Source organism: Limnoglobus sp. (assembly GCF_059499385.1).
The window spans coordinates 1-24,207 of sequence record NZ_JCABYM010000118.1 but is presented as its reverse complement, the minus strand read 5'-3'; the positions used below and the strand labels follow the sequence as shown (position 1 = coordinate 24,207).

28 protein-coding genes are annotated in these 24,207 nt (G+C 69.1%); 11 read left to right on the top strand and 17 right to left on the bottom strand.

All coding sequences use genetic code 11. From position 1 onward, the window contains the following. Positions 1-363: squalene/phytoene synthase family protein (locus AC5JJ2_RS21620; protein WP_495860111.1), on the bottom strand; the 363-nt coding region annotated here is incomplete at its 3' end. Then, the gene (locus tag AC5JJ2_RS21615) at positions 363-1,745 is read right to left on the bottom strand and encodes a PhoPQ-activated pathogenicity-related family protein (protein WP_495860110.1); all 1,383 of its coding nucleotides are present in this window, start codon (positions 1,743-1,745) and stop codon (positions 363-365) included. The genes AC5JJ2_RS21615 and AC5JJ2_RS21620, both read right to left, overlap by 1 nt. Positions 1,746-1,833: 88 nt before the next feature. Between AC5JJ2_RS21615 and AC5JJ2_RS21610 the strand changes: the two genes are divergently transcribed. The 7 genes from AC5JJ2_RS21610 (at position 1,834) to AC5JJ2_RS21580 (ending at position 7,254) form a co-directional block, all read left to right on the top strand. Continuing rightward, positions 1,834-2,928 carry a Mov34/MPN/PAD-1 family protein gene (locus tag AC5JJ2_RS21610; protein WP_495860109.1) on the top strand — a complete coding sequence of 365 codons (1,095 nt, stop codon included), beginning with the start codon at positions 1,834-1,836 and terminating at the stop codon, positions 2,926-2,928. Between the two features lie 221 nt (positions 2,929-3,149). Next, a complete protein-coding gene (locus AC5JJ2_RS21605; RefSeq protein WP_495860108.1) occupies positions 3,150-3,332 on the top strand; it encodes a hypothetical protein in 183 nt (60 codons plus the stop codon). Between the two features lie 114 nt (positions 3,333-3,446). Continuing rightward, positions 3,447-3,872 (top strand): type II CBASS E2 protein, encoded by a 426-nt coding sequence (locus tag AC5JJ2_RS21600; protein ID WP_495860107.1) that lies wholly within the window; start codon positions 3,447-3,449, stop codon positions 3,870-3,872. A 63-nt stretch (positions 3,873-3,935) separates the two neighbouring features. Then, positions 3,936-4,505 carry a thymidine kinase gene (locus AC5JJ2_RS21595; protein WP_495860106.1) on the top strand — a complete coding sequence of 190 codons (570 nt, stop codon included), beginning with the start codon at positions 3,936-3,938 and terminating at the stop codon, positions 4,503-4,505. Positions 4,506-4,522: 17 nt separating this feature from the next. Continuing rightward, positions 4,523-5,185 carry a hypothetical protein gene (locus tag AC5JJ2_RS21590; protein ID WP_495860105.1) on the top strand — a complete coding sequence of 221 codons (663 nt, stop codon included), beginning with the start codon at positions 4,523-4,525 and terminating at the stop codon, positions 5,183-5,185. A 64-nt stretch (positions 5,186-5,249) separates the two neighbouring features. After that, positions 5,250-6,065: a HesA/MoeB/ThiF family protein gene (locus AC5JJ2_RS21585; protein ID WP_495860104.1), complete on the top strand. Its 816-nt coding sequence runs from the start codon at positions 5,250-5,252 to the stop codon at positions 6,063-6,065. Next, positions 6,058-7,254 carry a hypothetical protein gene (locus AC5JJ2_RS21580; RefSeq protein WP_495860103.1) on the top strand — a complete coding sequence of 399 codons (1,197 nt, stop codon included), beginning with the start codon at positions 6,058-6,060 and terminating at the stop codon, positions 7,252-7,254. Before AC5JJ2_RS21585 ends, AC5JJ2_RS21580 begins: the two co-directional genes overlap by 8 nt. Positions 7,255-7,465: 211 nt before the next feature. Here AC5JJ2_RS21580 and AC5JJ2_RS21575 read toward each other — a convergent pair whose 3' ends face one another. The 12 genes from AC5JJ2_RS21575 to AC5JJ2_RS21520 form a co-directional block, all read right to left on the bottom strand. After that, positions 7,466-9,178 (bottom strand): hypothetical protein, encoded by a 1,713-nt coding sequence (locus AC5JJ2_RS21575; RefSeq protein WP_495860102.1) that lies wholly within the window; start codon positions 9,176-9,178, stop codon positions 7,466-7,468. A 556-nt stretch (positions 9,179-9,734) separates the two neighbouring features. Next, positions 9,735-10,376, bottom strand: coding sequence for a class I SAM-dependent methyltransferase (locus AC5JJ2_RS21570; RefSeq protein WP_495860101.1), 642 nt, complete (start codon positions 10,374-10,376; stop codon positions 9,735-9,737). A 2-nt stretch (positions 10,377-10,378) separates the two neighbouring features. Further along, the gene (locus tag AC5JJ2_RS21565) at positions 10,379-10,771 is read right to left on the bottom strand and encodes an STAS domain-containing protein (protein WP_495860100.1); all 393 of its coding nucleotides are present in this window, start codon (positions 10,769-10,771) and stop codon (positions 10,379-10,381) included. Between the two features lie 61 nt (positions 10,772-10,832). Further along, a complete protein-coding gene (locus tag AC5JJ2_RS21560; RefSeq protein WP_495860099.1) occupies positions 10,833-11,732 on the bottom strand; it encodes a purine-nucleoside phosphorylase in 900 nt (299 codons plus the stop codon). 115 nt (positions 11,733-11,847) lie between these two features. Beyond that, positions 11,848-12,546: a cytidylate kinase-like family protein gene (locus AC5JJ2_RS21555; protein WP_495860098.1), complete on the bottom strand. Its 699-nt coding sequence runs from the start codon at positions 12,544-12,546 to the stop codon at positions 11,848-11,850. Between the two features lie 45 nt (positions 12,547-12,591). Then, positions 12,592-13,071 carry a hypothetical protein gene (locus AC5JJ2_RS21550; RefSeq protein ID WP_495860097.1) on the bottom strand — a complete coding sequence of 160 codons (480 nt, stop codon included), beginning with the start codon at positions 13,069-13,071 and terminating at the stop codon, positions 12,592-12,594. 74 nt (positions 13,072-13,145) lie between these two features. Then, positions 13,146-14,141 carry an ABC transporter permease gene (locus AC5JJ2_RS21545; RefSeq protein ID WP_495860096.1) on the bottom strand — a complete coding sequence of 332 codons (996 nt, stop codon included), beginning with the start codon at positions 14,139-14,141 and terminating at the stop codon, positions 13,146-13,148. A 136-nt stretch (positions 14,142-14,277) separates the two neighbouring features. After that, on the bottom strand, positions 14,278-14,424 hold the full coding sequence (locus AC5JJ2_RS21540; RefSeq protein WP_495860095.1) for a hypothetical protein: 147 nt from the start codon (positions 14,422-14,424) through the stop codon (positions 14,278-14,280). A gap of 9 nt (positions 14,425-14,433) precedes the next feature. After that, entirely contained in the window at positions 14,434-14,661 is a 228-nt protein-coding gene (locus tag AC5JJ2_RS21535) for a hypothetical protein (protein WP_495860094.1), read from the bottom strand. Positions 14,662-14,667: 6 nt separating this feature from the next. Then, positions 14,668-15,021 carry a DUF5658 family protein gene (locus AC5JJ2_RS21530; protein ID WP_495860093.1) on the bottom strand — a complete coding sequence of 118 codons (354 nt, stop codon included), beginning with the start codon at positions 15,019-15,021 and terminating at the stop codon, positions 14,668-14,670. A 23-nt stretch (positions 15,022-15,044) separates the two neighbouring features. After that, a complete protein-coding gene (locus AC5JJ2_RS21525; protein WP_495860092.1) occupies positions 15,045-16,076 on the bottom strand; it encodes an RluA family pseudouridine synthase in 1,032 nt (343 codons plus the stop codon). Positions 16,077-16,228: 152 nt separating this feature from the next. Continuing rightward, positions 16,229-17,032 carry a hypothetical protein gene (locus AC5JJ2_RS21520; RefSeq protein ID WP_495860091.1) on the bottom strand — a complete coding sequence of 268 codons (804 nt, stop codon included), beginning with the start codon at positions 17,030-17,032 and terminating at the stop codon, positions 16,229-16,231. 134 nt (positions 17,033-17,166) lie between these two features. Between AC5JJ2_RS21520 and ftsY the strand changes: the two genes are divergently transcribed. From ftsY to AC5JJ2_RS21500, 4 genes are all read left to right on the top strand, one after another. Continuing rightward, a complete protein-coding gene (gene ftsY / locus AC5JJ2_RS21515) occupies positions 17,167-18,081 on the top strand; it encodes a signal recognition particle-docking protein FtsY (protein WP_495860090.1) in 915 nt (304 codons plus the stop codon). Positions 18,082-18,102: 21 nt separating this feature from the next. After that, positions 18,103-18,822 carry a DUF4058 family protein gene (locus tag AC5JJ2_RS21510; RefSeq protein ID WP_495860089.1) on the top strand — a complete coding sequence of 240 codons (720 nt, stop codon included), beginning with the start codon at positions 18,103-18,105 and terminating at the stop codon, positions 18,820-18,822. A gap of 507 nt (positions 18,823-19,329) precedes the next feature. Continuing rightward, a complete protein-coding gene (locus tag AC5JJ2_RS21505) occupies positions 19,330-19,854 on the top strand; it encodes a tetratricopeptide repeat protein (RefSeq protein ID WP_495860088.1) in 525 nt (174 codons plus the stop codon). Positions 19,855-20,102: 248 nt separating this feature from the next. Next, complete coding sequence (locus tag AC5JJ2_RS21500; protein WP_495860087.1) at positions 20,103-20,921, top strand: ion transporter; 819 nt, start codon at positions 20,103-20,105, stop codon at positions 20,919-20,921. Positions 20,922-20,925: 4 nt separating this feature from the next. On the opposite strand, the gene AC5JJ2_RS21495 is transcribed toward AC5JJ2_RS21500, so the two are convergent. From AC5JJ2_RS21495 to AC5JJ2_RS21485, 3 genes are all read right to left on the bottom strand, one after another. Further along, the gene (locus AC5JJ2_RS21495) at positions 20,926-22,332 is read right to left on the bottom strand and encodes a hypothetical protein (RefSeq protein WP_495860086.1); all 1,407 of its coding nucleotides are present in this window, start codon (positions 22,330-22,332) and stop codon (positions 20,926-20,928) included. A gap of 64 nt (positions 22,333-22,396) precedes the next feature. Continuing rightward, positions 22,397-23,617 (bottom strand): protein kinase domain-containing protein, encoded by a 1,221-nt coding sequence (locus AC5JJ2_RS21490; RefSeq protein WP_495860085.1) that lies wholly within the window; start codon positions 23,615-23,617, stop codon positions 22,397-22,399. 48 nt (positions 23,618-23,665) lie between these two features. Next, on the bottom strand, positions 23,666-24,076 hold the full coding sequence (locus AC5JJ2_RS21485; RefSeq protein ID WP_495860084.1) for a WD40 repeat domain-containing protein: 411 nt from the start codon (positions 24,074-24,076) through the stop codon (positions 23,666-23,668). Positions 24,077-24,207: the final 131 nt, after the last annotated feature.

Genomic DNA, 24,207 nt, shown 5'->3' with positions numbered 1-24,207 from the left:
GAGCGTCTTCCCCCTCACCCCGGCCCTCTCCCCCGCAAAGCCGGGGGAGAGGGAGGAAGAAGGGCGTTCGTCGTAGATCGAGAGCAGCTCCCGCCGCCACCACGCCAGGAGTGACAACGCGGTGTCACCGCCGGCGGTCTCGTCCGCGAGGTCGTCGGCCCACCGGCAGTAGGCGTACACGGCGTGGAAGTGCGGCAGCAGCTTCCGCGGCAGCAGCACGGACGCGACGGTGAAGTTCTCGTAGTGGCGGCGGGCGACGCGGGCGCAGTACGACCGCGCGTGCGAACGCGAAAGCCCACCCACGGTCGTGGGCGGGCTTTGGGGGCCGTGCTTCTGCAATTCTTGTGAGAAATTCCAGCCCACTACTTCTTCGCTTCCGCGATCGTGATCGGCGTCGAGAGGTTGAACTTCGACCCGTCGAGGTCGAACGTGAACTCCACGAACCCGGCCGCGTACCCGCTCGCCGGGACCGGCAGGTTCAGCACCACCACCGGCGGCTCGCCGTCGCCCGCCCCCGGCGGCCGGGCGATGAGCGTCTGCGGCTCCGGCGCGTTCTTCACCCACACGGCCTTCCGGAAGTCGCGGGTGGCGGACGTGGTCGTCCACGTCTGCACGCTCGCCGGGGCCGTGCCCAGGTGCGTCTGGGCCGTCGCGTAGTTGTTCTTCACGCCCGCGTCCTTCCACTCGACCTTCGGCAGCTTCTTGTCCGACAGGATCAGCCGCGAGTACGCCCCGAGCGTGTCGATCGCCTTCAGCGGGAACACGTCCTTCTTCGCCCCCGGCTGGTTCGGCTGGTCCTGCGGCCGCAGGTCGTGGCCGGCGTTCGGCACGTACAGCACCCACTTGTCCCCCTTCAGGTCGTCCCAGTACTGGTTCAGCGCGTCCTGCGCCCAGTACGGGTCGTTCGTGCCGTGGACGAGCAACTTCGGCAGCGTCAGCCGGTCGCGGTAGACCCACGGGTCCACCATCGCCCACAGCCGCCGGGCGTCGTCCGTGTCCGGCAGCGGCAGCAGCTTCCGCTCCTCGTAGTCGTGAATCTGCTCGCTGTACTTGCCGAACGACTTGAACTGGTGCGGCATCTGCTTCTGGAAGTTCAGCGTGTCGATGACGAGTGGCGCGATGGCCTTCACCCGCTTGTCGCCGGTCGCGGCCGTCAGCCAGCTCGTCCACCCCCGCTTCGACGCGCCGGTGATGACGAAGTGCTTCACCTCGACGTTCCATTCCTTCTTGCCGATCTCCTGCAGCGCGTCCATCGCCTTGACCACGCTCTTCGCCATCGGGAAGAGCAGGGGCCACGAGCTGTCTTTCGTTTCGAGGAACCGCACGAACGTCTCGGCGATCAGCGCGTCCTCCTTCTTCCCGCCGTACAGCGGCTGCTTCGGAATCTGGAACAGCACCGCGACCGGGTACTTGACGCGGCGGGCGATCTCCAGGCCGAGGGCCGTCGTGCCGCCGCCGGCCGCGCCGCCGGTGTTCAGGATGACCATCGACGACTTGTCCGTCGCCTCCTTCGGCACGAACACTTGTAGATCGTGTTCCCAGAGTTCGTCGTGCCACTTCTGCGACACGAGGCGGTAGAGGTAGACCGCGCCGGCGTCGGACTCGTCCTTCTTCTGGAAGGTCCACTTGTAATCGGGTTCCGGCTTCTTGACGTAGTTCTCCAGGTCCGGCGGGATCGCGGGCGACTGGGCGAGGGTGGCCGACGCCACGACCGCGACGAGGGCGAGCGACAGGAATCGCGACACGGGGAGTATCTCCGCGGGAGGGGGAAACACAGGGCACTAGTGTACCCGCGATTCGCGGCGACGCACGGCGAAAATCCGACACACGGCCGTGGTGGACTCATTTCCACTAGAGTTGCCGAAACCGTGCGGGTATAGTGCAGTTGACGTTCGGGGACCGGCCACCGATCCGACGCCAGGACCGGCGACGCGGCCTCCACTTCCTCCCCACACCGCGAACGACCATCGGAGAGCGACCACGAGCGCGTGGAAGGACTTCATCCGCACGACGGCCGATCACGTCCGGCAGTGGGCGGCGACCACCACCCGCCCGCCGGACCGCCGGCCCGACCCGCGGCCCGACCCGACGCGGTACGGCCCGCTGGCCCGCGTGGTGCTGACGGACGAGGTGAGCCGGACGCTGTTCGGCGAGTACGCCGCCCACCGCGCGACCGACCGTGGGGCGGAGGAGACCGGGTGGGTGCTGCTGGGCCTGCGGGAGGCGGACGCGGCCGTCGTGGTCGCGACGCTGCCGGCCGGGGCGGACCGGGACGCCGGCGAGGAGCACGTCCGGTTCAACACCGAGGCCCAGGCTCTGGCCAGCCGGATCGTCCGGCAGGACGACCGCCGGCTGACGCTCTTGGGCGTCGTCCACACGCACCCCGGCACGCTCCGCCACCCGAGCGGCGGCGACCTCCGCGGCGACCGCGAGTGGGTAAAGCGGCTCCGCGGCAAGCAAGGCGTCTTCGCCATCGGCACGGTGGACGACCGGCCCGGCGACGCGAACATCGGCGAGCACCCGAAGCCGCACGTGCAGAAGTTACGGGACCTGCGGTTCGACTGGTACACGCTGACGGACGGCGACGCGGCGTACCACCCGGTCGCGACGGAACTGACCCTCGGCCCGGACCTGGCGACGCCGCTCCGCCCGGTGTGGCCGGTGATCGAGGCCCACGCGGTTCGCCTCGATCGGCTCGCGAGGCAGCAGACCGGCGTGCGATTTGCAGTCGTGAGCGGGACCGAATCGCCGACGCTGGCCGTCGATGTGCCGCTGGCGGAAACGGGACAGGCGATCCGCCTATTAGTGACAACGAAGAGCGTGCGGTTCATTTACGTGGCGGGCGGGGACGTGTTCCAGGCCGACCTGCCCGCGGGAACGGAGCCGGACCAGGGCGTGTACCTGCTCCTGGCGGAACTGGCGAAATAGTAGTAGGCACACTCCGTGTGCCGTCTCCCGCCGGTGGCGGTGAGTTCGTCCGAGTCGCGGGGCGTTCGCCCGAGTCGCCGCGACCGACAGCAAACGGCACACGGAGTGTGCCTACTACTTTGAGGAATCACCCTCGGCCGCGCGGCCGGGGTGTCGTTTCGGGACTCAATCGGCGACGTTCGCCGATTCGGAGAGATCGCCCGAAGGGGAGGGTATCCACCATGGACTTCCGACCGCTCAGCGAATTGGAACGTCGTCAACTCGTCACCGCCCTGCGGGGCAACGCGGAGGGCAACCGCGTCCTGCTACTCGACCGCAAGGACACCAGCTTCCTCGGCACGACCGACGAGGTGCCGGACGAGGAAGTCATCACCGCGATCAAGTCGGTCCCGTGCCACTACTGAAGCAGTGGTCAGGAGGCAGGAGTCGGGGGTCAGGAAGAAATCTTCCCTTCATACATCGCGCCTTTCCGCGGGCACTGACCCCTGACTCCTGACCCCTGATTCCTGACCCCTGCCATGGGCCTGCTCGACACCGAACTCGGCAAGCGGCGGCTGCTGTCCGTCGATTTGCCGGTCATTGAGAAGTACAACGAGGGCCGCGACCCGGAGTTCCGCATCCGCGTTCTGCGGGCGGCCGGGGCGCTCGTTTTGCACTACCACCTCAAGCCGACGCACAACGTCTACGCGGTCGAAACGCGGCTGCTGTCGAGCTACCCGACGGTGCCGCCGGAGACCCGCGTCCTCACGCCGTTGAAGCACTGCCCGCACCTGTTGGAAGGCCAGACGCTCTGCCTGTGGCGGCAGGGTTCGACGCGGAACACGAGCCGGTGGGACCCGGCGAAGTTCACGTGCATCTTCGCGGTGCAGGCGGCGTGGCGGTGGCTGGCGTGCTACGAAATTTGGCACGACACCGGCGAGTGGCCGCTGCCGGAGGCGAAGTAGCGCCGACCTCGACACGCCGTCCTCCCGTCGGCTACCATGCCGCCACCTTCGGAGGCCGGGCGGATGGCGAAGCTGTTCTTCTACTACTCCACCATGAACGCCGGGAAGTCCACGGCCCTGCTCCAGGCGGCGTACAACTACGCCGAGCGGGGCATGACGACGCTGGTGTTCACGTTCCGCCTCGACGGCCGCCCGGCCCGCGTCAGTTCCCGCATCGGCATCGACACCGAGGCCGCGCCGTTCGAGGCCGACACCGACTTCTGGCACGTCTGTTCCGCCGCCCCGCCGCACTGCGTCCTCGTGGACGAGGCCCAGTTCCTGACGAAGGACCAGGTCCGGCAGCTCGCCCGCGTCGTGGACGAGGCAAATGTCCCCGTCATGTGCTACGGCATCCGCACCGACTTCCGCGGCGAACTCTTCCCCGGCAGCGCCGCGCTCCTGGCGTGGGCCGACACGCTGTCCGAGCTGAAGACGATCTGCCACTGCGGGAAGAAGGCGACGATGGTGGTCCGCGTGTCGCCGGACGGCGCGGTCGAGCGGGAGGGCCGGCAGGTCGAGATCGGCGGCAACGACCGGTACGTGTCGCTGTGCCGGAGACATTTCCACCTCGCATATCAGACGGGAAGGGCTTGAAATTCTGGGGTACGACGATGACGGAAGCGGAATGGCTGACGGCGACCGATCCGACGCGGATGCTGGGGTTTTTGAAAGGGGAAGTGAGCGACCGAAAGGTGCGTCTCCTCGCCGTGGCGTGTTGCCGAAGAATATGGGACGGACTACAGGATGCTCGCAGCCGAACCGCCGTAGAAGTTGCGGAACGATTTGCCGACGGCCGGGCCACCGAAGGTGAATTGCTCGCAGCTCATGAAGCAGGGTACGTTGCGGTGGACGATTGTCTTGGATTCTCGGCCTTCTCCGAAGATCAGGCCATCTCCGCTTACCTCGCCGCTGCGGCCAACATTGACGAGTCATCGGAGCCATATGATCCGCGGGGCGATGTGGTGTTGTACTCGGTTAGCTACGCAATTGACGGATTGATAGAGGAGGTTGAGCCAAAACAAGCCGCCCTCGTTCGTGAAATTATCGGCAACCCCTTCCGGCCCGTCGCCATCGATCCCTCCTGGCTCTCCTCAACCGCCTTCGCCCTCGCACAGGGCATTTACGACGACAAGGCGTTTGATCGGCTTCCGATCCTGGCCGACGCCCTGCAGGATGCCGGTTGTGAGAACGCCGACCTCTTGAACCACTTGCGAAGCGAAGGGCCGCACGTCAAAGGATGTTGGGTGTTGGACCTGATTTTGGGCAAGAGTTAACGAGGTGTGGGTGGAAGAAACGTCGTCGCTGACTTTCGGCCCCCTCCAGGGTACGATGGGGGTGATGGCGAAACACCTCTTCCAGGTCGGCGTCGGGAGCGGCGGCATCGTCGCCCTCGACCTGCTGGCGCGCGACGACCGCGTCTCGCGAATCACGCTCGTCGAGCCGGACGTTTACGAGAAGCACAACGTCCACCGCCACCTGTTCCCGCCGGCGGCCGTCGGGCGGCTCAAGGTCGAACTCGCCGCCGAGTGGGTGAAGCAGCTCCGCCCGGACCTCGCGGTCGATGTCCTCGCCGTCGATCTGTGCGACCCGACGAAGCAAGACGCGATCCGCGCCGCCGTCGCCGCGTGCGACGTGGGCGTGTGCGCCGTCGATAACGAGGTCGCGAAGTTCCACTTCGACCACCTCATGCGGCAGCACGGCAAGCCGTGGACGCTCGGCGAGGTGCTGGCCGGCGGCATCGGCGGGTGGGTCCACGCGTTCCACCCGGACGGCCCGTGCTACGGGTGCGTCGCCAGCCACCTGCGGCGCGACGGCCCGGCCGACACCCCGCCGGCCCCCGCCCCGGACTACGCGAACCCGAACGGGGCCATCGCCGAGACGACGATTCCCGCGAACAAGGCGAGCATTTCCGCCGTCGCGTCGTTGCACGCGCTCCGCACGCTCGACCTGCTCGCCGGGCCGCCGGGGGTCACGTCGGTGCTGCTGACGCTCGCCCGCGTGCCCGGCGTGTTCGACGAGCCGTACCGCGCCCACCGGCTGCGGGTCGAAAAGAACCTCTCGTGTCTAGTCTGTTCGGCCGTCCCGGTGCCCGCCGCCGGGGAGGGACTCGATGTGGCACTCGATCAGGCGCTCACTCGGTTGGCTCATGAATGACCTCCTCCCGGCGGCCCGCGGGCGTCCGGGGTCGCAGGCCATCCACGTTCGCTACGAATCGGCCGGCCTCGTGCTGTACGAGCTGCCGGTCCCCGCGTCGGCGGACGCCGTCGTCGTCGAGGTGTTGCTCCGCCTCCCGGCCGCCGCCCGGCAGAAGGCCGACTACCTGCTCCGCATCCCCGGCCTCGACCCGGCCCAGCCGGAGGCGCTCCGCAAGGACGACCGCGACCCGCACCGCTACCGGCTCACGTTCCGGCTGCCGGTCCCGGCGTACACCGCGCGGGCCGAACTCCTCTGGCGGAACCGGCTGCTCTCTGAGATCACTCTCCCCGTTCTTAGCCAGGACGACTTCCTCACGAACTTGGCCGTGGCGAACCCGACGGCGACGGTGCAGATCGCCGACCGGTGCGTCGCGGCCCAGACGTTCGTGGCCAGCCAGTGTAAGGGGCTGACCACGGCAATCGTGTTAACGTCGCCGACGGCCCTCGTGCCGCTCGCGCAGGTCGGGCTGCGGGTCGTGTTCCGGTCGGACCGCACCGTCGCGGAACAGGTCGTGCCGGTCCCGCTGACGAGTTCGCAGTTGCGGGGGAAGGAAGTCCTCCTCACGGCGTCGCCGCCGAAGCCGCCGCGCCGATCCGGGACGTACACGGCGACGTGGTACGCCGGGACCCGCGAGCTGACGACGCTGCGGGTGCAGGCGGTGACCGGGGCGAAGTTCGTGCAGTCGCTGCGGCTGTCGGACACGCGGTTCGTGGTGGCGGACAAGGCCGGGGCGCTGCGGTTCGTCCGGCACGCCCCGCCGCCGGGCGCGGAAGCCGGGCGGATCGGCCCGTGCTTCGTCGTGTGCAGCAACCAGCCGGGGATGGCCGGGTGGATCACGCTGAAGGCCGTCGGCCAGCCGGCGGCCCCGGACGCGGCGGTGCAGGCGGAGCAGGCCGTGTTGGTGACGGACGGCCCGACGGTGTTCGCGCCGGGGATGTTCGACTTCGCGGAGGTCGCCGGGCTGAGCGGGTTCGAGTTGCGGCACAAGGCGCAGTCGTTGGGGCTGGTGTCGCTTCACCCGGTCCCGACGGCGAGCTTCAACGCGGAGGGCGGGTTCAAGCCGCCGCCGGAGTTCGCGTGGACGCCGACGGCCGAGGAAGAGCTGGCCGAGCGGCTGGCGAAGCTGATGAAGGACGAGGGGAAGTAAGATTCGCGTCCGGCCGACGCAACGGCGAGCGTCACGTGTCTCGAACCACGCGGGATCAGGATTCCGCCTCTTGTAGAACCCTGAGCGGAAGCGACGGGGTGTTGCGCAACACCCCGTCGCTTCCGCTCAGGGTTCTACGAAACCCGTCGTTGCCGTTCGGAGACACGTCACACTCACGCCGTGACGCTCGCCGTTGAGAGTTGAGGAAGGCTTACGCCAGCGCCGGCTCCGCCGGCAGCACCGCCGTGCGGCGGGAGCGCGCGGCCCGCGTCTTCTCCGCCACCCACGCCTCGGCCGATTCGCGGGTCCACTTCGCCGCGTCGAACTCCACCGCCGCCGTCGCCGGCAGGCCGTCCATCGGCACGACCTGCTCGCGGACGCCGTCCGCCACGTCGATCCACACGCTCTCGGTCTGCGACTCCAACAGCGGCCACGTCACGAGCAGTTGGTCCGCGTGCCACCGGGCCGGGCCGAGCGGGACGAGTTGCACCTCGCCGAGGTCGGTCGCGACGAACGCCTTCGCCGCCGCCACGCCCATCGTGTCCGGGAACGCGACCTCGGCCAGCACGTACTCGCCGTCCGGCGAGACGCCGAACAGCAGCTCGACCTCCGGCCGGTCGGCCAGCGGCTCGCGGGTGGTGTCGGAAAGGACCGTGGCCAAACGGGCGATGAGCCGGTCGTCGGTGCGGAGCCAGAGGGGTCGGTGAGCCATTCGCCAGAACTCGCGTGCGGAAGAGGTGGTGGTCGGGTACGTACCGTTCGTGTGCGGCTTGCCGTTCGCGGAAGGGGGTTCGGGGTGCGGGTCGAAGTCGCCGACCAGGATCAGCCGGTCGGAAACGGACGCCAGGGCGTCCCAGTCGGTTCGGGTCACGGACTCGGCACCCTCAATCAGGATACGATCGAATCGGCCACTCGTCACGGCCGGATCGGAAACGGCCGCCCGCGGTCCCACGACCGCCGCGGCCCGATTTAACAACTGTACGGCCGCCGCGGCCGGGTCGGATTCGAGTTCGGTGAGCGTTTTCCGGGCGAGGGTCAACGCCTCCTCGGCCTCGCGGCGGGCGGCGTCGGCCTGGTCGCGGGCGGCGGCCACCGCTTCGGGCGTCGCGGCCGCGGGGGGCGTCAGCCCGGCCGCGGCGAGCGCGTCGCACAGCCCGGCGAACGGGGGCGTGTCGTCCGCCGCGGCGAGCCTCTTCGGCAGCGGCGTGAGGTCGATCCCGCCGGCCGTGCGCTCCGCGTCGCGGATCCGGGCCTCGAGTTCGCCCACCCGCGCCTGCACGTCGCCGGTGAACGCCGCCCGCCAGAACGCCCGCGAGAACACCCGCCCGGATTTCTTCGCCTCAACCATCGGTGCGAGTTCAGCCAATTCTTGCCGAAGTTGCGGGAGGGCGACTTGTGCCTTCGCGGCCTCGGCGGCCCGGATCGCGTCCGCCTCGCCGCCCCGCGCGAGGGCGGCCGACAGTTTCTCCCAGGTTTCGGCGGCCGCGGCCCAGCGGTCGAGCTTCGCGGCGAGGTCGCGGGCCGTGTCCGCGAGCCGCCGCCGCAGGTCCTCGACCCGGCCCGGCCCGAGGGCCCCCGAGGTAACCGCCGCCACCGCCGCCGGCATGTCTTCCGCAACTTCCCCAGCCGCCGTCGCCCGGACGACGGCGACGCCCTTGCGGAGCAACGCCTCGACTTCCCGGTTCGCGCCCCCGGCCGTGTCGGCCAGCAGCAGCAACCGCTCGCCGCGGCCGCACAACTCGTCGGCCAGGGCGGTCACGAGCCGGTCGCGGGCCCGCCCCGGCGGGGCGGCGACCAGGAACCGGTCCGGGCATCCGACGGCGGCCGCGAGCAGGTGGGCCGCCGCCGGGGAGTCGAAGGCGGCCGCGGGCGGTGAAACGTCGAACGGGTCGTGGGGGGGGGCCAGGACCGGCGGGGGGTTCAAGCGGGCGGGAGGCCCGGACGGGGTGGCGGTCGTGAGCAATGCGTCGTGGCACTCGCGGGGCCGGTCCGGGAAAACGTCGGCAATACGGAGAGGGGGCCGTGTCGCGGGCGCGGTCCCCGCCGGGGGGGGCCGATCGGTCATACCAGCACCAGTCCCGGCCGGATCATCCGGGGTCGGCCTCTGTCGTCCTGGAACCCGCGGCCGGTCGTCGGGACCGGGCCGCGGGCGGTTTACTGCATTCCAGGTTACGCACGAGTATAGATGGGATTCAAGTGAGAAGCGGACGTGCGCGGCATTTTCGCGAAAAATCGGGAAACCCCGAAAACCCGGCCCGTCACGGGTTCTTCACCTCGTACTCATCGTTCCCGGCCAGCGGGTCGTTAAGTAACGTTAACTCGGGAGCGATTCACGACCGGACGGCCCCCTGGGACCGCGGGCGTCCCGCCCGCCCACCTCCACGACACGGGGGCCAGTCTTGAGCGGCCGGGGCCGTGGCGGGCGGGACGCCCGCGGTCCCAGGTTTTGAAACCGCCTCGCGGCGCGTCATTCGGCTCGGCTACTTCCGCACGAACTCGAACGCCCGGTAGAGCGGCACGGCGCGGCCGACCAGCGACGGGAACGCCGACCGCCGCAGCGGCCGGAAGTGTTCGAACAGCGTCGGCAACAGTTGCTGCCGCCTGTCGCCGTAGTCGGCCGTGGCGCTCGCGCCGGTCAATAGCTTCAGCCCCAGATCGACCAGCTTCGAGTGCCCCGGCGTCACGACGACGAACCGGCCGGCCGGGGCCAGCACCCGCGCGACCTCGCGGCACGCCGCGTCCGCGTTCGGGACGAACTCGAGGGCGCTGACCGACACGACGTGGTCGAAGTGGCCGTCCGGGTACGGCAACCGCTCGGCCGTGCCGCTCACGAGCGTCGCGGCGACGCCGTGCGCCCGCAGCTTGGCCGCAACTTCTTCGTGATGAGAGTGTGGGTCGATGCCGTGCAGTTCGGCGCACCGGGCGGCCAGTTCCGGCATCAGGACGCCGCTGCCGTAGCCGATTTCGAGGAGGCGGTTGACGCGGGTGGGAAGCATCCGCACGACCATGCGGAGCCGCGCCCGGCTGACCCAGGCGAGGTGAAGTTTGTAGTTCCAGTCGGCGTGATCGACCGGCCCGGTCTTGACGAGGTCGGCCCGCGGCAACAGGCGAAGGGACCCCACGGTCAGTCAGACCCGCCGAGGGCGTCCATCGCCTCCTGCCGGGTCGTGTACAGCGCCCAGAGCGTGTCGAGGGCCGTCGTCTTCAGCAGCTCGCGGACGCGGTCGTTGACGCCGGCCAGTACGAGTTCGCCGCCCTGCTGCTTCACCGGCAGGTGGCAACGGAGCAGGAACGCGATGAACGCCGACCCGAAGTACCGCACCCCGGTCAGGTCCACGATCAGGTTCGTGGGCGGGTCTTCCTTCAAGGGGGCCAGGACCATCTGCGCGGCCGTGTTGATGGTCGTGTCCGGCAGGTGCTCGACCTCCGGCGACGGCACGAGCACGGCCATGTCGCCGTGCCGCTTCACCTGGAAGTATTCGTTGGCGAGTTGGGCTGCCTTGGTGTCGGTACTCATGAGCCGGGTCCTACGCGGGTCGGCGGGCGTTTCATCACGGTAAACCGAGACGGCCGCGGATTCAAGAACATCTCGGAATACCTTCTACGACCAGCCGGTCTAACAGGTTCGCCAGCCGGGTCACCACGTCCGCCCGGCCCGCGACCTCCGCGACCTCGGAATGTGCGAGCGCGGCCGAGGAAAGGCCCGCGGCCTTGTTCGTAATGCACGAGATCGCGGCGACTTCGAGGCCGAGGTTCGCGGCGGCTTCCGCCTCCATGGCCGTGGACATGCCGACGGCGTCGGCCCCCATCGCGCGGAGGGCGCGAATCTCGGCGGGCGTCTCGTAGGTCGGCCCGGTGAGCGCCGCGTACACGCCGGCCGGCAGGGATCGTTGAAGGACCGCGAGCAGCGATGGGGCGTACGGGGCAGACTTCCGAAGTCCGGCTTCGACTTCGGAAGTCGGGTCGGCAACAGGGCCAACATCGTCCGCCACGAAAGTTCCCGCGGGGGATCGACTTCCGAAGTCGAAGCCGGACTTCGGAAGTCCAGGTTCACGCGATTCGGCGACCCGCTTCCACGCCGCGGCGTCGAGCAGCTTGACGTGCCCGCGGATCGCCATGAGGTCGCCGGGGTTGAGGTCGTCGCGGATGCCGCCGGCCGCGTTCGTCAGGACCAGCCGCGTCACGCCCAACTCGGCCGCGAGCCGCACGGCGGCCGTCGCCCGCTCCCAGGTGTGGCCCTCGTAGAAGTGCATCCGGCCCTGAAAAACCAGCACCGGCACGCCGGCCCACGTCCCGGCGATGACCCGCCCGCCGTGGCCGTGGACGGTCGGCGCGGCCAAGCCGGGCACGTCCGCGAATTTCACCTCGGCGGCGACCGTCATGCGTTCGACGACGGGTCCGAGGCCGGACCCGAGGACGACGGCCGCCTTCGGCGAGAGACGGCCGGCGGCGGCGTGGAAGTCGTCGAACGCGGCCATCACGACCTTGTGGGGAGTGGGTTCGGGTTTGGCGAACGGCACGGCGTAAGCGTGCCGGTGGAAGCCGCGGCGACCCCCACCGGCACGCTTACGCCGTGCCGTTCGCCAAACATTCTCACGCCGCGTCCGGCGATTCCGGGTCGGGGTCGTCCTCGACGTACCGGTCGCGGACGGCGTGCTCGATCAGCGCGGCGGACGCCTCGACGCCCAGCCGCTTCGAGTTCAGCACCAGGTCGAACGCCGTCGCGTCGGCCGTCGGCGTCGTGAAGTGCTCCAGGTACTTCGTCCGCTGGGCGTCCCGGCTGGCCAGTTCCGCGGCCGCCTCGGTCGGGGAGAGCCGCAGCCAGTCGGCCATGTACGCGATCCGGTCCTCCAGCGGCGCGACGATCCGGACGTGCAGCGTCGTCTTCGCCGGCAGCACGAAACCGGCCCCGCGGCCGACGATCACCGCCTCCCCGCGGGCCGCCAGCGCCAGCAGCAGCGCGACCGTCTCCCTCGCCGCCGCGTCCGGGGCGATGGCCTTCTTCGTGACGAGCCGGGCGAGCTGGAACTCGGCCCACTCCCGCGCCCCGGCCGGCAGCTCGGCGTCGAGTTCCGCCCTCGCGACCGGGTCGCGGGTGAGGAAGTCGAGCGTATCCTGGTGGAACTGCTGCCACCCGAGCCGCTCCGCCACCCGCCGGGCGATGCTCCCGCCCCGTGCCCCGACCTCGCGGCTGATGGCGACCGTCATCCCCCGCGGCCGGGTCAGGCTCGGCGTCGGGGCCGCCCCGCGGTACCCGTGCAGCGGCGGCTGGTCCTGGACGTCATTGGTCATGGGTCATCGTCTTTGGAGAAGAGTTCTCAAACTACCGGTCCGGCCCTACCAGTCGCCGGCCTTTGACTGCACTCCGTGTGCGACGAGCCACGAGTTCATGGCTGCCGCGCTGTCCGTCGTCATCAAGCCATCACCACGCCACCCTTCACGCCATCGGACACTGCGGCCGTGATGGTATCCCAGTGTCACGACCAATTCTTCGCCGCGGTAGAACTCGATGCTCGGATCGCCACAACACATGCAATGAAAACCACTTTTCGCGGTGTCGATGCGGATGTCGTGAATGACGGTCGCGATCTTAGCCGGGTCCGTTTCCTCGAAGAGGGTTCGTTCCGTCTCGACGTCTCGGTGACATGTACCGCCCGAGCGGACGCGGATGCGATCGACGCCCGCGAGCGCCTTCGTCAAGGTCCGCTCCGTGGGGGCCGAGGTGTCAAACCAGCCGCGAAACAACCCGACGGTGATTGCTCCCACGCCGGCGATAACGAGTACTAGACGCGACCACCGCACAGCGTTGCGACTCATCGCTGAAGCCTCCGCCGGCGAAAAAGGCAGTACCAACAGACTCCGAAACAATTCACCGATCACGGACGACGGTTTTAAATCTCGTCCCGCGGCTCCAACCTCGCGAACCACCACATCCCGACCGCGGTGAGCGCGGCCGACGCCAGCATCAGCACGACCCACGCCGTCTGAGGCGACACCGGGTCGTACACGTCGAGCTGGTCCTCGGGCACAATCGCGACGGCGGACGCTTCATTGTACATCATGGACCGGACGTAGTAGTTCAAGCTCAGACGCTTCAAACTCCCCGGCAGGTTCGCGACCAGCGTCTCGAAAAAGAAGACGTACACCAGCCCGACGACCGCCGGCCGGCGGAAGACCGCGCCGATCAGGTGGAACAGGGCGGACAGGCCGACCGTGCCGGCGGCGACCGCCGGGAGGTAGACGCGGAACGCCGCCCGGCCGATTTCCCCGCCGGCGAAGCAGACGGCCGCGAACCCGAGCACGGACACGACCACGCACCACGGCAGGACGCCGAGGAACTTCGCCAGGTAGACGCCACCTCGCGGCAGCGGCCGGGTCGCCAGCCAGATGAGCGTCCGCCCCTCCCGCTCCGCGCCGATCGCGCCGGACGCATACGCGAGCGTGAACAGCGGCATCACGAACCCGAGGAACAGGCCGAATACGACCCACCGGGAGAACCGGAGGAATGCGTAGTCGTCACGGAACTTGGCCGCGTCCGGGTCTGGGCTGAGCATCAGCCACTGGGTCGCGCCCATCGTCGCGGCCTTGACGGCGAACTGGTCCGGCGGGCCGGGGTAGAGGATGTACAGCGGCAGCCGCTCGGCCGCGTACTGCCGGTACGTCATGCGGACCGCGCCGTCGGTCTTGTGGTCGGCGACGAGGACGGGGCGGTTCTCGACCCGCCACCCGACCGGGCCGTGGGTGAACACGGCGATGGCGGTGGCGGTGAGGGCGACGAGGCCGACGGTCACCCAGGCGACGGTCCGGATCCGCCAGTGCCGGAGGAACGTGAGCCGCACGAGGGCGAGGAACGCCCGCGGGGCCGAGGGCGCGGCGGTGGGTGGCATGGGGGGTGTTGTAGAAATCCCGACTTCCGAAGTCCGGCTTCGACTTCGGAAGTCGATCCCGCGCGGTGGCGTTTGCGAGAGCAGAGTACGCACCCGTTACCCTTCGACTTCCGAAGTCGAAGCCGGACTTCGGAAGTCAGGCCCATACGCGGCACGCGGCGTGGCCGAGGATCGTCTTGCCCGCCTTCAGTTCCGTCGGCACGGGCCGCCACCCGCGGGCCACCCGCGCGTCGAGCAGCTCGTCGGCCGTCGGCCGATGGTCCCAGACGGCGACCGCCGTCACCACGCCGAATCAGGTGCAGTCGTACACCAGCCAGCACCCGGCCGGGTACGGGAACGCCACGTCGTGGCTGAACTCGTCCTGCGCCAGCGCGTCGGCCGGCGGGACCGGCGGCGACATGCCGAGCAGCCAGTCGAGGGCGTGCTTGATCGACGTGTGCTTGGAAACGACCGCCGAAAGCTCCGCGAAGGCGGCGGGCGGGAGGCTCGCGCGGTTCTCGACCGGGAAGGGTTCGGACATGGTAAGTCACCCGACGACCTGGGGGATCGGCGGCCGTGGCGGGTCCGGGAGCGTCATCAGGTACCGGCTGTACACCGCCACCGCGAGCAACGCCAGGCACGCGACGACGACGCACGCCGCCCCGTACCGCGGCCGCCGCCACGAGACCATACCCAGCGCCACGGCCACGACTAACACGGACAGCGTCTTGAACCCGGCCAGCCCCCGCCACCCGTACTTGTCCAGCCACGCGGCCGCCACCGGGTTCGCCTCGTAGGCCCCCGGCTTGTTCAGGATGAGCGCCGCCGTCAGCGCGAAGTCGGCGGCGCTCAAAAGGAGGAAGAGGCCCAGCCCGTAGACGGAAATCTTGCGTGCGGTCATGACGACGCCCAATCCCGAAAGAGTCACCGCGCCGGCCGGTGCGCGCGGAGCGCCTCCAGCGTCCGCCGCATGTCCGGCGGGAGCGGGGCCTCCACCTCCAGCCAGTTCCCGGTCCGCGGGTGCTTGAACCGCAGCCGGAAGGCGTGCAGCGCCTGCCGCTCCAGCAGCACCTCGTCCTCGCCCGGGGTCGGCACCACGTCCGACAGTTTGAACGAACTCCGCCCGCCGTACAGCTTGTCCGCCAGCACCGGGCAACCGACGTGCGCCAGGTGGACGCGGATCTGGTGCGTCCGGCCGGTCTTCGGCTGCACCTTCACGAGCGTGAACCCGCGGAACCGCTCCATCACCTCGTAGTAGCTCACGGCCTCCTTCGCGTCGGCGTCCTTCGAGACGACCTGCTTCAGCCGGTCGTGCGGGTGCATCTTCATCGCGGCCTCGATGTAGTCGCTGTCCCGGTCCAACTCCCCGCCGCACAGGGCGACGTACTCCTTGAACATCTTCCGGTGCTCGAACATGCCGGCCAACTCGCGGTGCGTGTGCTCCTCCTTGCCGACGAGGATGACGCCGCTGGTGTCTTTGTCGAGGCGATGCACGATCCCCGGCCGGTGCGTGCCGTTCACGTTCGACAGCGCCTCCTTGAAGTGGAACTGCAAGGCGTTCACGAGCGTGCCGGACCAGTTCCCCTTCGCCGGGTGGACGACCATGTTCCACGGCTTGTTCACGACCGCCAGGAACTCGTCGTCGTAGAGGATTTCGAGCGGGATGTTCTCCGGGGCCGGGGTCGGGTACGCCGGCTCCGGAAGGACGACGCTCAGCTTGTCGTCGCTGCGGACCTTGTGGCTGGGCTTCGTCGGCTTGCCGTTGACGGTGATCGCCCCGGACCGGATGCCGTCCTGCAGGTCGGACCGGCTGAAGTCCTGGAAGTGCAGGTGCAGGTAATGGTCGAGCCGCATCCCCTCGGCCTTGATCTTCACGACCAGTTCGATGGGGTCCTGCCCGCGCCGCAGCGTCGGCGGCGGGTCGTCGAGCAGGTCGTCGTCAACGGCGTCGGACATGGTCACACGACGGCGAACGGCACGGCGTAAGCGTGCCGGTGAGGGCCGCGGCGGGCGAAACCGGCACGCTTACGCCGTGCCGTTCGCCGGGGTCCGCGGAACAAAAAAAGCACGGGCGTCCCCGCCCGTGCCCGGTCGCCGGCCGCGGCGGGTTACTTCTTCTCGCCCGGCGGGGCGGCCGGGATGCCGGGGACGGTCGGCGGCGGGATCGGCGCGGCCGCCGCCGGCGGCGTCAGCGCGCCGGGGGCCTTCGGCTCCTCGAACTTCTTCGGCGCGAACTGCGAGTTCAGGCTGCTGCCGAGCGTCTGGACCTCGGCCTCCTTCGCCTCCAGGTCGGCCGCCTTCTGCGCCGCCGCCTCGCCGGGTTTGGTCGATTCGCCGACCGCCTTCGCGTACGCCCGGTAGAACTCGGCCGCCTTCTTCACGCTGCCGCGGTAGTCGTTCGCCAGCGACCCCTCGGTCTTCGGGACGCCGACGAGGGCCAGCTCCGCCCGCGCCGCGCCGTCGAGGCTCTGCGCCTTTAGCGTCAGGTCGTCCTTGAACTCGTCGGCCAGCTTCGCGAACAGGTCGCGGGCCTGCTCGACCTTCTCGACCGTCTTCTTGCGGGCCTCGGCGTCGAACGCCGTCGTCGTCAGCTCCTGAACGCCCTGGCCGAGCAGGACGCGGGCCTGTTGCAGCCGGGCCGCCCGCCCGGCGACGGTGTTCGCGTGCCCGTCGGCGAACTTCTCGTACGCTTCCGCCCCGGCGAGCGAGTCGTAGGTCCGCCACATGTCGGCCTCGGACCGCTTGTTCGACCCGCGGAGGTACCACCACCCGCCGACGGCGGCGGCGAGGACGAGCAGCAGCACGACGAACCGGACGTTCCCGACCTGCCCGCCCTTGGCCTTCGCGGCGAGGGCCTTGAGCCGTTCGGCGAGTTCGTTCTTCTCCAGCCTGTTTTCTTCGTCCGTCTTCATCGGCGTCCCTCGGAGAACCGGCACGACCCCGCCAATCCGTTAGTCAGTTTATCGTATGCGCCCGCCGGGGCCGGGCAACCGCCGGCCCGCCGGACCGTAGAATGACCGTCACCCCTTACCTTTGAAGGTCCGCCATGCTCGGTCGGCTGTTCACCAAGATCAAGAAGGGCCTCGCCAAGACCCGCAACGCCTTCACCGGCATCACCAGTCTGTTCACCGGCGAGCACCGGGTGGATAAGGACTTCCTTCACAAGCTCGAAGAGCAACTCCTCCTCGCCGACGTGGGCACGGCCGCCGCGACAGACATCGTCGAGGGCTTGCGGAAAGACTACAAGGACCGCGTCGTCGGCGACGACGTGTGGCAGTTCGTCAAGAAGAAGCTCCGCGACCTGCTCGCCGACCCGAGCGAGGGCGTCCGGTACGCGGCGAGTGGGCCGACGGTCATCATGATCGCCGGCGTCAACGGGTCCGGCAAAACCACGTCCATCGCGAAGCTCGCCAACCGGCTGCAAGGCGAAGGCAAGAAAGTTGTCGTGGCGGCGTGCGACACGTTCCGGGCGGCGGCCGTCGAGCAGTTGACGGTGTGGGCCGGGCGGATCGGGTGCGAGATCGTCAAGCAGCAGCAGGGGTCCGACCCGGCGGCCGTCGCCCACGACGCGTGCGAGAAGGCGAAGGCGAAGGGCTTCGACGTTCTCATCGTGGACACGGCCGGCCGGCTGCACACGCAGACGCACCTGATGCGGGAGCTGGAGAAGATTCACCGGGTGGTGACGAAGCAAATCCCCGGCGCGCCGCACGAGGTGTTCCTGGTGCTGGACGCGACGACCGGGCAGAACGCGGTGGCGCAGGCGGAGCAGTTCTCGAAGGCGGTGAAGTGTACGGGGATCATGCTGTCGAAGCTGGACGGCACGGCGAAGGGCGGGGCGGTGTTCGCGATCAAGCAGAAGGTCGGGCTGCCGGTGAAGTTCGTGGGCGTCGGCGAGCAGATGGAGGACCTGGAGCCGTTCGACCCGGACGGGTTCGTCGCGGCGCTGTTCGAGAAAGGGTGAGTCGAACCAAGGGGGACCGTTATGCCGTTGCGCGACCACTTTCACGGTCCGCTGGCCGACTTCGCATCGTGGGAAGAGCTCCACGGGGCGTGGCCCGGCACGATCGCGTTCCGACTGAACGCGATCCTGCCACCGGAGTACCGCAGCGGCGTCCGCGTTCACGTCGGGCAGGCGGTCGAGATCGACATCGCCACGTTCGAGAACGAGGGCCGCGTCGGCTCGGGTGCGACGACCGACAACGGGACGGCGGCCGCCTGGCAACCCGACAGCCCGACGTTGCTGCTGGAGACCGAGGAGCCGGCCCCGCCGGAGTACGAGGTCCGCGTGTACGACGTGCGGCACGGCCGGACGCTGGTGGCGGCCGTCGAGCTGGTCAGCCCCGGCAACAAGGACCGGCCCGACAGCCGGGAGGCGTTCGTGTCGAAGTGCCACGCCCTGTTGCAGCAGGACGTGTGCGTCACGATCGTGGACGTGGTGACGGCGCGGTCGGCCAACCTCTATGCCGACCTCGCCGCCCGGCTCGGGGCCGCCCCACCGGCGACGGCCGCCCGCCCGATCTACGCCGTAACGTGCCGCCGCCGGACCGCCCGCGGCCGGTGGCGGGTGGAGGCGTGGGAGCACGCCCTGGCCGTCGGGTCGCCGCTGCCGACGCTCCCCCTGTGGCTGACGGACGAGGCGCGGGTCCCGCTGGAGCTGGACGCCACCTACGAGGACACTTGCCGCGGCCTGCGGATCGCGTGACGGGGTCGGTTCGAGAAGGGTTGAGGCCGCGGTCATTTCTTCCACCGACCGCCCGGACCGGAGGCGTTCCGTCTCCATCGCGAAGATGGCGCGTGCCGCCCGCTCGGCGGCGACCGGGTCCGGGCCGTAGGGCAGCGCGCGGCAGCGGACCATTTCCGCGAGCGGGTCGGCGGGTACGTGCGGCAGCGCGGTCGCGGGCATGGCGTGACCTCGGAGCGCGGGCGATACGGGACCGTAAGATTCAGTGAACGGATGCCAAGTTATATTTTGCGAGAGTCCTTCCGAGGGGCGAGTGCCGCTTCACCCTGCTCGTCGGTTGGTTTCTCCTCGTCCGTTGGGTCGGGAAGCTGTCGAACAATGAAGCTGTCGTTTCAATACACATGTTCGGGTTGGCCGGGGTAGAGTCTTCAATACCTCGGTAGCGCCCGTAGAGGGATTGCTGTGCGGGGATTCACTCGAGCGGTAACCGACCGGCATAACGCACTCATCGAAAAAGGGTGGGCGCTGATGAAGGGCCGGGTCGTGCTTCACGACGCGGAGCCGTCGGGGCCGCCCGGTTGGTACACTCGCTGGCGACTTACCCGCGCCGTTCGGTGCTTCGAGCGTGCGCTGGGGATCAACCCGGAGGGGTGGTCGTCCATGTGGGCGATCGGCAAAATTCACCAGCGGCTCGGCGACCAAGAGAAGGCGCTTGCGTGGTTTAGCAAGTCACACGCCCTGAAGCCGGACCAGCCGGACGTGGCACGGGAGGCGGGGATCGCGGCGTTGGACCTCGGCCGGGTCGAGGACGCGCTGGCCTACTGCCGGGCGGCCGTGGCGTCCAACCCGGACGACCCAGGACTAGTGTGCAACCTGGCGCTTGCCCACTGCCTGGCGGGCAACGACCCCGAGGCCGTCCGGTGTGTGACCGAAGCGGCTGAGCGCGACCCGGCCGACCCGGTGACGGCCACGGTCCTGGGCTTCATCCGGGACGTGGCGTCCGGGCGACGGGTGCGGCCCCGGTCAATGCATGAGGCGTTTCCTCGCGAATAGTATGTGCTTAACCGGACATGATACCTGCAAGCCCTCGTGGTTGACCGCCGAGGTCGAACGCGGGGCCGTGTTCCACGGAGAGGGCGGCGAGCACGCCGTCAGCGTCGAGGAACTGTTCGTCCTCCACGTCATCGAGTAGCCACCGATCGCATCTTCTTCCCAGCCATCGTCGGGTTTCCCTCCCCAAACGGCCCCGGTCTTGCCGGTCTCCCTTCGACACGACCGAGGGGCCGACGGGACCACCCGCGATGACCGACACGACCACCACGCCGGACACCCGCGCGGCCGTCGCCGACGAGCGGCGGGAGCTGCTCGACCGCCTCCAGCGGTGGCTCGAGACGCCAATGCTCGTCCTCGCGTTCGTCTGGCTCGGCCTCCTCGTCCTCGAACTCGGGTGGGGCGAGACCGCCCTCTTCGAGGTCCTCGGCACCGCCATCTGGGTCGTCTTCGTCCTCCACTTCGCCGTCGAATTCCTGCTCGCCCCGGACAAGGGAACGTACCTCAAGGGCAACTGGCTGACGGCCGTGTCGCTGCTCGTGCCGGCGCTACGGGTGTTCCGGATCGCCCGCGCCGTCCGGCTGCTGCGGGTGGCCCGCGCCGGCCGGGGGCTGCGGCTGGTCCGGATCGTCAGCTCGCTCAACCGCGGCATGAAGGCGCTCGGCGCGAGCCTCGGCCGCCGCGGGTTCGGGTACGTGGCCGCGCTGACCGTCCTCGTCACGTTCGCCGGGGCGGCCGGGATGTACGCGTTCGAGAAGGACAGCCCCGGCGGGCTGACGAACTACGGCGAGGCCCTGTGGTGGACGGCGATGGTGATGACGACGATGGGGTCGCAGTACTGGCCGCAGACGGCCGAGGGGCGGGTGCTGTGCGTGTTCCTGGCGCTGTACGCGTTCGCCGTGTTCGGGTACGTGACGGCGACGCTGGCGACGTACTTCGTCGGCCGGGACGCGGCGAACGCCGACGCCGAGGTCGCCGGGGCCGGCGAGCTGACCGCCCTGCGGGACGAGGTGGCCGCGCTCCGAGACGAGATTCGCGAACTCGCCCGGCGGCTGCCGGGGGGCGGGTGAGCGGCTACCCCTTCTTCTTCCCCCGTATCCGCACGATGCCGTCGAACAGAGCCTTGCACACCCGCCGCGCGGCCTTCACGTCCTCGGCGTCCACCAGGTAGAACCGGCGGCGGACGCCGTCGCGGTCCTCCAGCGTCAGCTTCGCGTCCGGGCCGGTCGCGTCCAACAGGCCGTCGTCGATGTCGCGGACCGGCAGCGCCAGGTTCCGCGGCTCGCCGGCCATCTCCTGCCGCAGCTCGTCCGGCGTCAGGCCGTCCAGCTCCTCCTCGCGGCGGGCGACGGTTCGGGCGTTCAAGGCGTAGGCCGTCAGGAACGCGACGGCGATCAGCCCGCCGAGGCAGGCGAGCCAGTGTACGATACCGCCGAGGCCCTTCGCGACGGGGTTCTGCGCGACCACGCCGGACCAGTAGAGCCAGAACGCGGCGCACGCCACGACGATCCCGGCGGCCGTGCCGAAGCCGACGAGCATCGCCTGCTTCGCGTCCGTCGTCCGCGACTGCCCGCCGGTGTGGACGAGCAGCAGCTCCTTCTCCGTCGGGTAAATTCGGTAGCCGATCGGCCCGCTCGGGTCGGCGACGAGCGCGAAGAACCAGTCGTCCGTCGAAACGGCCGCCGGCTCCGCCCGCTCCTCCCGCTTCGGCTTCTTCGGCGGGGCGACGTAGCCTTCGACCAGGTCGCCGAGCGCCGGGCCGACGGCGGCGCGGTCCCCCTTCGACAGCAGCTCGAACTTCGCCTCGTTCCGCTTCGTGTCGGTCACGACGAGCAGCCACTTCGCGGCCTTCAAATTGTCACGGGTGTCGCGGACGACGCGGACCGTGTCGAGCTTCTCTTCCGGGAAGAAGAGGTTCGGCTTCTTCTCCGCGAGGTCGAGCCGCTCGTCGGTGGGCATGGCGTCGAGTTCGGCCGACCGCGTGACGAACGCCTTCGTGGTGCGGACCCGCTGCAGGATGACGAGGCCGAGGACGAGCAGCACGAGTACCACCGGCCCGGCGACGTAGAGCGGGTCGATCTCGTCGCCGCCGAACGTGGCCGCGAACTGGCCGACGCTGAACCCGACGAGCGCGAGGCCGGCGGCGGCCGGGAGGACGCACTTGAGCCAGACGAACCGGCGGATGCGGGCCTTCCAGTTGTCGGTCGTCCACGTCCGCAGGTCGGCGGCGGAGAGGTCCTGCTTGGCGTCGCCGACGTGGAGTAAGAGTAGGTCGTGCCCGGCCCGGAACGCGCGGTAGAGCTTCATTCCTTGTGCGACCGTCACCGACCCGTCGCCGCCGCTCGGCGAATCGTCGGCGTCCTCGACGACCTCGGTGGGAGTGAACCGCTCGTCGCAGCTGGTGCAGCGGAGCTTCTTGCCGGGATCGACGGCGGCGACGGTCATCGTCGCCTCGCAGAGCGGACAAGTCACGGTCGGCATCGGGCGTACTCCGAGGGAGAGGTTCCGATGGTAGGCGACCGGCGGGCGGGGGTCAACGGACGAACTACGTCGCGAACGGGAGTAACGCCTCGCGGAACGCCGTCACGTCCGGGAAGCGGTCGCCCGGTTCGCGGGCAAACGCCCGGTGGATCACCGGCGCGATCGCCGGCGGTAGGGGGACGCCGCGGGTCAGGATCGGCACGGGATCGGTGCTGATGATGTGGGCGAGTTGCTTGCTCACGTTCTTCGGCAGGTCGTGCGGGTAGTGGCCGGTCAGGAGTTGGTAGAGGGTCGCCGCGGCCGAGTACTGGTCGGCCGCGGGCTTCACGTCGCGGTAGTGCGTGACCTGCTCCGGGGCCATGTACGCCGGGGTGCCGCCGACCTCGCCCTGGAACGTGAGGCCGCTGAGCTTGCAGTCGTCGTAGGCGCGGGCCAGGCCGAAGTCCGCGAGCTTCACCACCCGCTTCCCCTTGCGGCCGCCGAGCAGCACGTTCGTCGGCTTCACGTCCCGGTGGACGATCCCCCGCCCGTGGGCGTGCGCCAGGGCGGACAGCATCTGGCACACGAGCCGCACGCCGAGCGAGACCTTCCACGGCCCCTTGTCCTGGAGGACCTGCCCGGCGTTCGGCCCGTCCACGAGTTCCATGACCAAATAAATCCACGGGGCCTGCCCGCCGCTGTCGATGAACCGGGCCACGTTCGGGTGGCGGAGCTGCGACAGCAGGCGGGCCTCGCGGAGGAAGCGGTCCACCTGCCGCTGCTGAACGCCCGCGGCCACGGAAATGACTTTCACGGCGACCGCCCGCCCGTCGGCGGCCCGCGTGCCGCGGTGGACGACGCCCATCCCGCCGCGGCCGATCTCCTCGCCGAGGTCGTACCCCGGCACGGGCGGCGGCTCCGGGCGGTGGACGACGGTGGGAACGCCGCCCGCGGCCGGGTGGTACGGCTCGGTCATTTGGAACGTCAACTGCGCGTCCGGATCGGCCGGCGGGATGCAGACCTTGAAGACCGTGTGGCCGGCCTGAATCTCGTCCTGGTCCTTGAGTTCGGCCTGCTCGACGCGCTGGCCGTTGACGCGGATGCCGTTGCGGCTGTCGAGGTCGATGACGCGGCAGCGGGGCGGGTTGACCTCGATGAGGAAGTGGCGGCGGGAGAAGTAGGGGTCGTCGTAGCTGAGTCGGAGGTGGGCGTCCTTCGTCCGGCCGACGAGGAACGTGTCGTGCCGGTCGAAGGCGAACTCCTTGCCGGCGTGCGGGCCGGCGGTGATTTGGAGGCGAATTTCCATGATTGTAAATGGCTGTGAGGCAGATAGAGCATAACTCCGCTGGAAAAGTCATTCCCTCCCGTTCCAAGGGATAGCGTTCCAAATGTATCCCTTGCCGTCCAAGCCAAGTGTGACGAGGTGACGGTCGCTAGGCGTGATGATTGGTATATTTATGGGAGCTTCGTGAGCGCGTAGGGAAAGTAACTCTTGCCCCGTCGAAGTGTTCCAAACGATGATTGAATGGTCGTGGCTTGCCGAGATCAATCTCTCGCCATCGGAGGAAAAGACAGCGTCGGTGACGTGATGCGTATGGCCAATCAGTCGATGGACTCGCCTACCGCTGTGCGCATCGTGAATTTCGAGGTGATTATGCCAACCAGCGGAAACGATGCGTCCACCGGACGGATCAAAGTTTGCCGACCATATAGGGCCGCGGATAGAAAACTCCGGATGGCCACTTTCTACATTCCAAACTACCACTCCCCACAACCTGTAGCAAACGAGCAATCTTTTGCCGTCAGTAGAGAAACGAATTCTGCTAACGGCAGGCAATGACTCACTAGAGGCTGTTTCACAACTGGTCTTGCACTAACTCCCGCCCTTGCGGCATG

Bases quoted from the DNA above. Each gene is read 5' to 3' on its own strand.
- AC5JJ2_RS21600 (WP_495860107.1), top strand. From the start codon at position 3,447: ATGGGCCTGCTCGACACCGAACTCGGCAAGCGGCGGCTGCTGTCCGTC.
- AC5JJ2_RS21495 (WP_495860086.1), bottom strand. From the start codon at position 22,332: ATGCCGACCGTGACTTGTCCGCTCTGCGAGGCGACGATGACCGTCGCC.
- AC5JJ2_RS21510 (WP_495860089.1), top strand. From the start codon at position 18,103: ATGCCGTTGCGCGACCACTTTCACGGTCCGCTGGCCGACTTCGCATCG.
- AC5JJ2_RS21505 (WP_495860088.1), top strand. From the start codon at position 19,330: ATGAAGGGCCGGGTCGTGCTTCACGACGCGGAGCCGTCGGGGCCGCCC.
- AC5JJ2_RS21530 (WP_495860093.1), bottom strand. From the start codon at position 15,021: ATGACCGCACGCAAGATTTCCGTCTACGGGCTGGGCCTCTTCCTCCTT.
- AC5JJ2_RS21535 (WP_495860094.1), bottom strand. From the start codon at position 14,661: ATGTCCGAACCCTTCCCGGTCGAGAACCGCGCGAGCCTCCCGCCCGCC.
- AC5JJ2_RS21595 (WP_495860106.1), top strand. From the start codon at position 3,936: ATGGCGAAGCTGTTCTTCTACTACTCCACCATGAACGCCGGGAAGTCC.
- AC5JJ2_RS21580 (WP_495860103.1), top strand. From the start codon at position 6,058: ATGAATGACCTCCTCCCGGCGGCCCGCGGGCGTCCGGGGTCGCAGGCC.
- AC5JJ2_RS21545 (WP_495860096.1), bottom strand. From the start codon at position 14,141: ATGCCACCCACCGCCGCGCCCTCGGCCCCGCGGGCGTTCCTCGCCCTC.
- AC5JJ2_RS21565 (WP_495860100.1), bottom strand. From the start codon at position 10,771: ATGAGTACCGACACCAAGGCAGCCCAACTCGCCAACGAATACTTCCAG.
- AC5JJ2_RS21525 (WP_495860092.1), bottom strand. From the start codon at position 16,076: ATGTCCGACGCCGTTGACGACGACCTGCTCGACGACCCGCCGCCGACG.
- AC5JJ2_RS21560 (WP_495860099.1), bottom strand. From the start codon at position 11,732: ATGGCCGCGTTCGACGACTTCCACGCCGCCGCCGGCCGTCTCTCGCCG.
- AC5JJ2_RS21550 (WP_495860097.1), bottom strand. From the start codon at position 13,071: ATGAGTCGCAACGCTGTGCGGTGGTCGCGTCTAGTACTCGTTATCGCC.
- AC5JJ2_RS21585 (WP_495860104.1), top strand. From the start codon at position 5,250: ATGGCGAAACACCTCTTCCAGGTCGGCGTCGGGAGCGGCGGCATCGTC.
- AC5JJ2_RS21555 (WP_495860098.1), bottom strand. From the start codon at position 12,546: ATGACCAATGACGTCCAGGACCAGCCGCCGCTGCACGGGTACCGCGGG.
- AC5JJ2_RS21590 (WP_495860105.1), top strand. From the start codon at position 4,523: ATGACGGAAGCGGAATGGCTGACGGCGACCGATCCGACGCGGATGCTG.
- AC5JJ2_RS21605 (WP_495860108.1), top strand. From the start codon at position 3,150: ATGGACTTCCGACCGCTCAGCGAATTGGAACGTCGTCAACTCGTCACC.
- ftsY (WP_495860090.1), top strand. From the start codon at position 17,167: ATGCTCGGTCGGCTGTTCACCAAGATCAAGAAGGGCCTCGCCAAGACC.
- AC5JJ2_RS21490 (WP_495860085.1), bottom strand. From the start codon at position 23,617: ATGGAAATTCGCCTCCAAATCACCGCCGGCCCGCACGCCGGCAAGGAG.
- AC5JJ2_RS21500 (WP_495860087.1), top strand. From the start codon at position 20,103: ATGACCGACACGACCACCACGCCGGACACCCGCGCGGCCGTCGCCGAC.
- AC5JJ2_RS21520 (WP_495860091.1), bottom strand. From the start codon at position 17,032: ATGAAGACGGACGAAGAAAACAGGCTGGAGAAGAACGAACTCGCCGAA.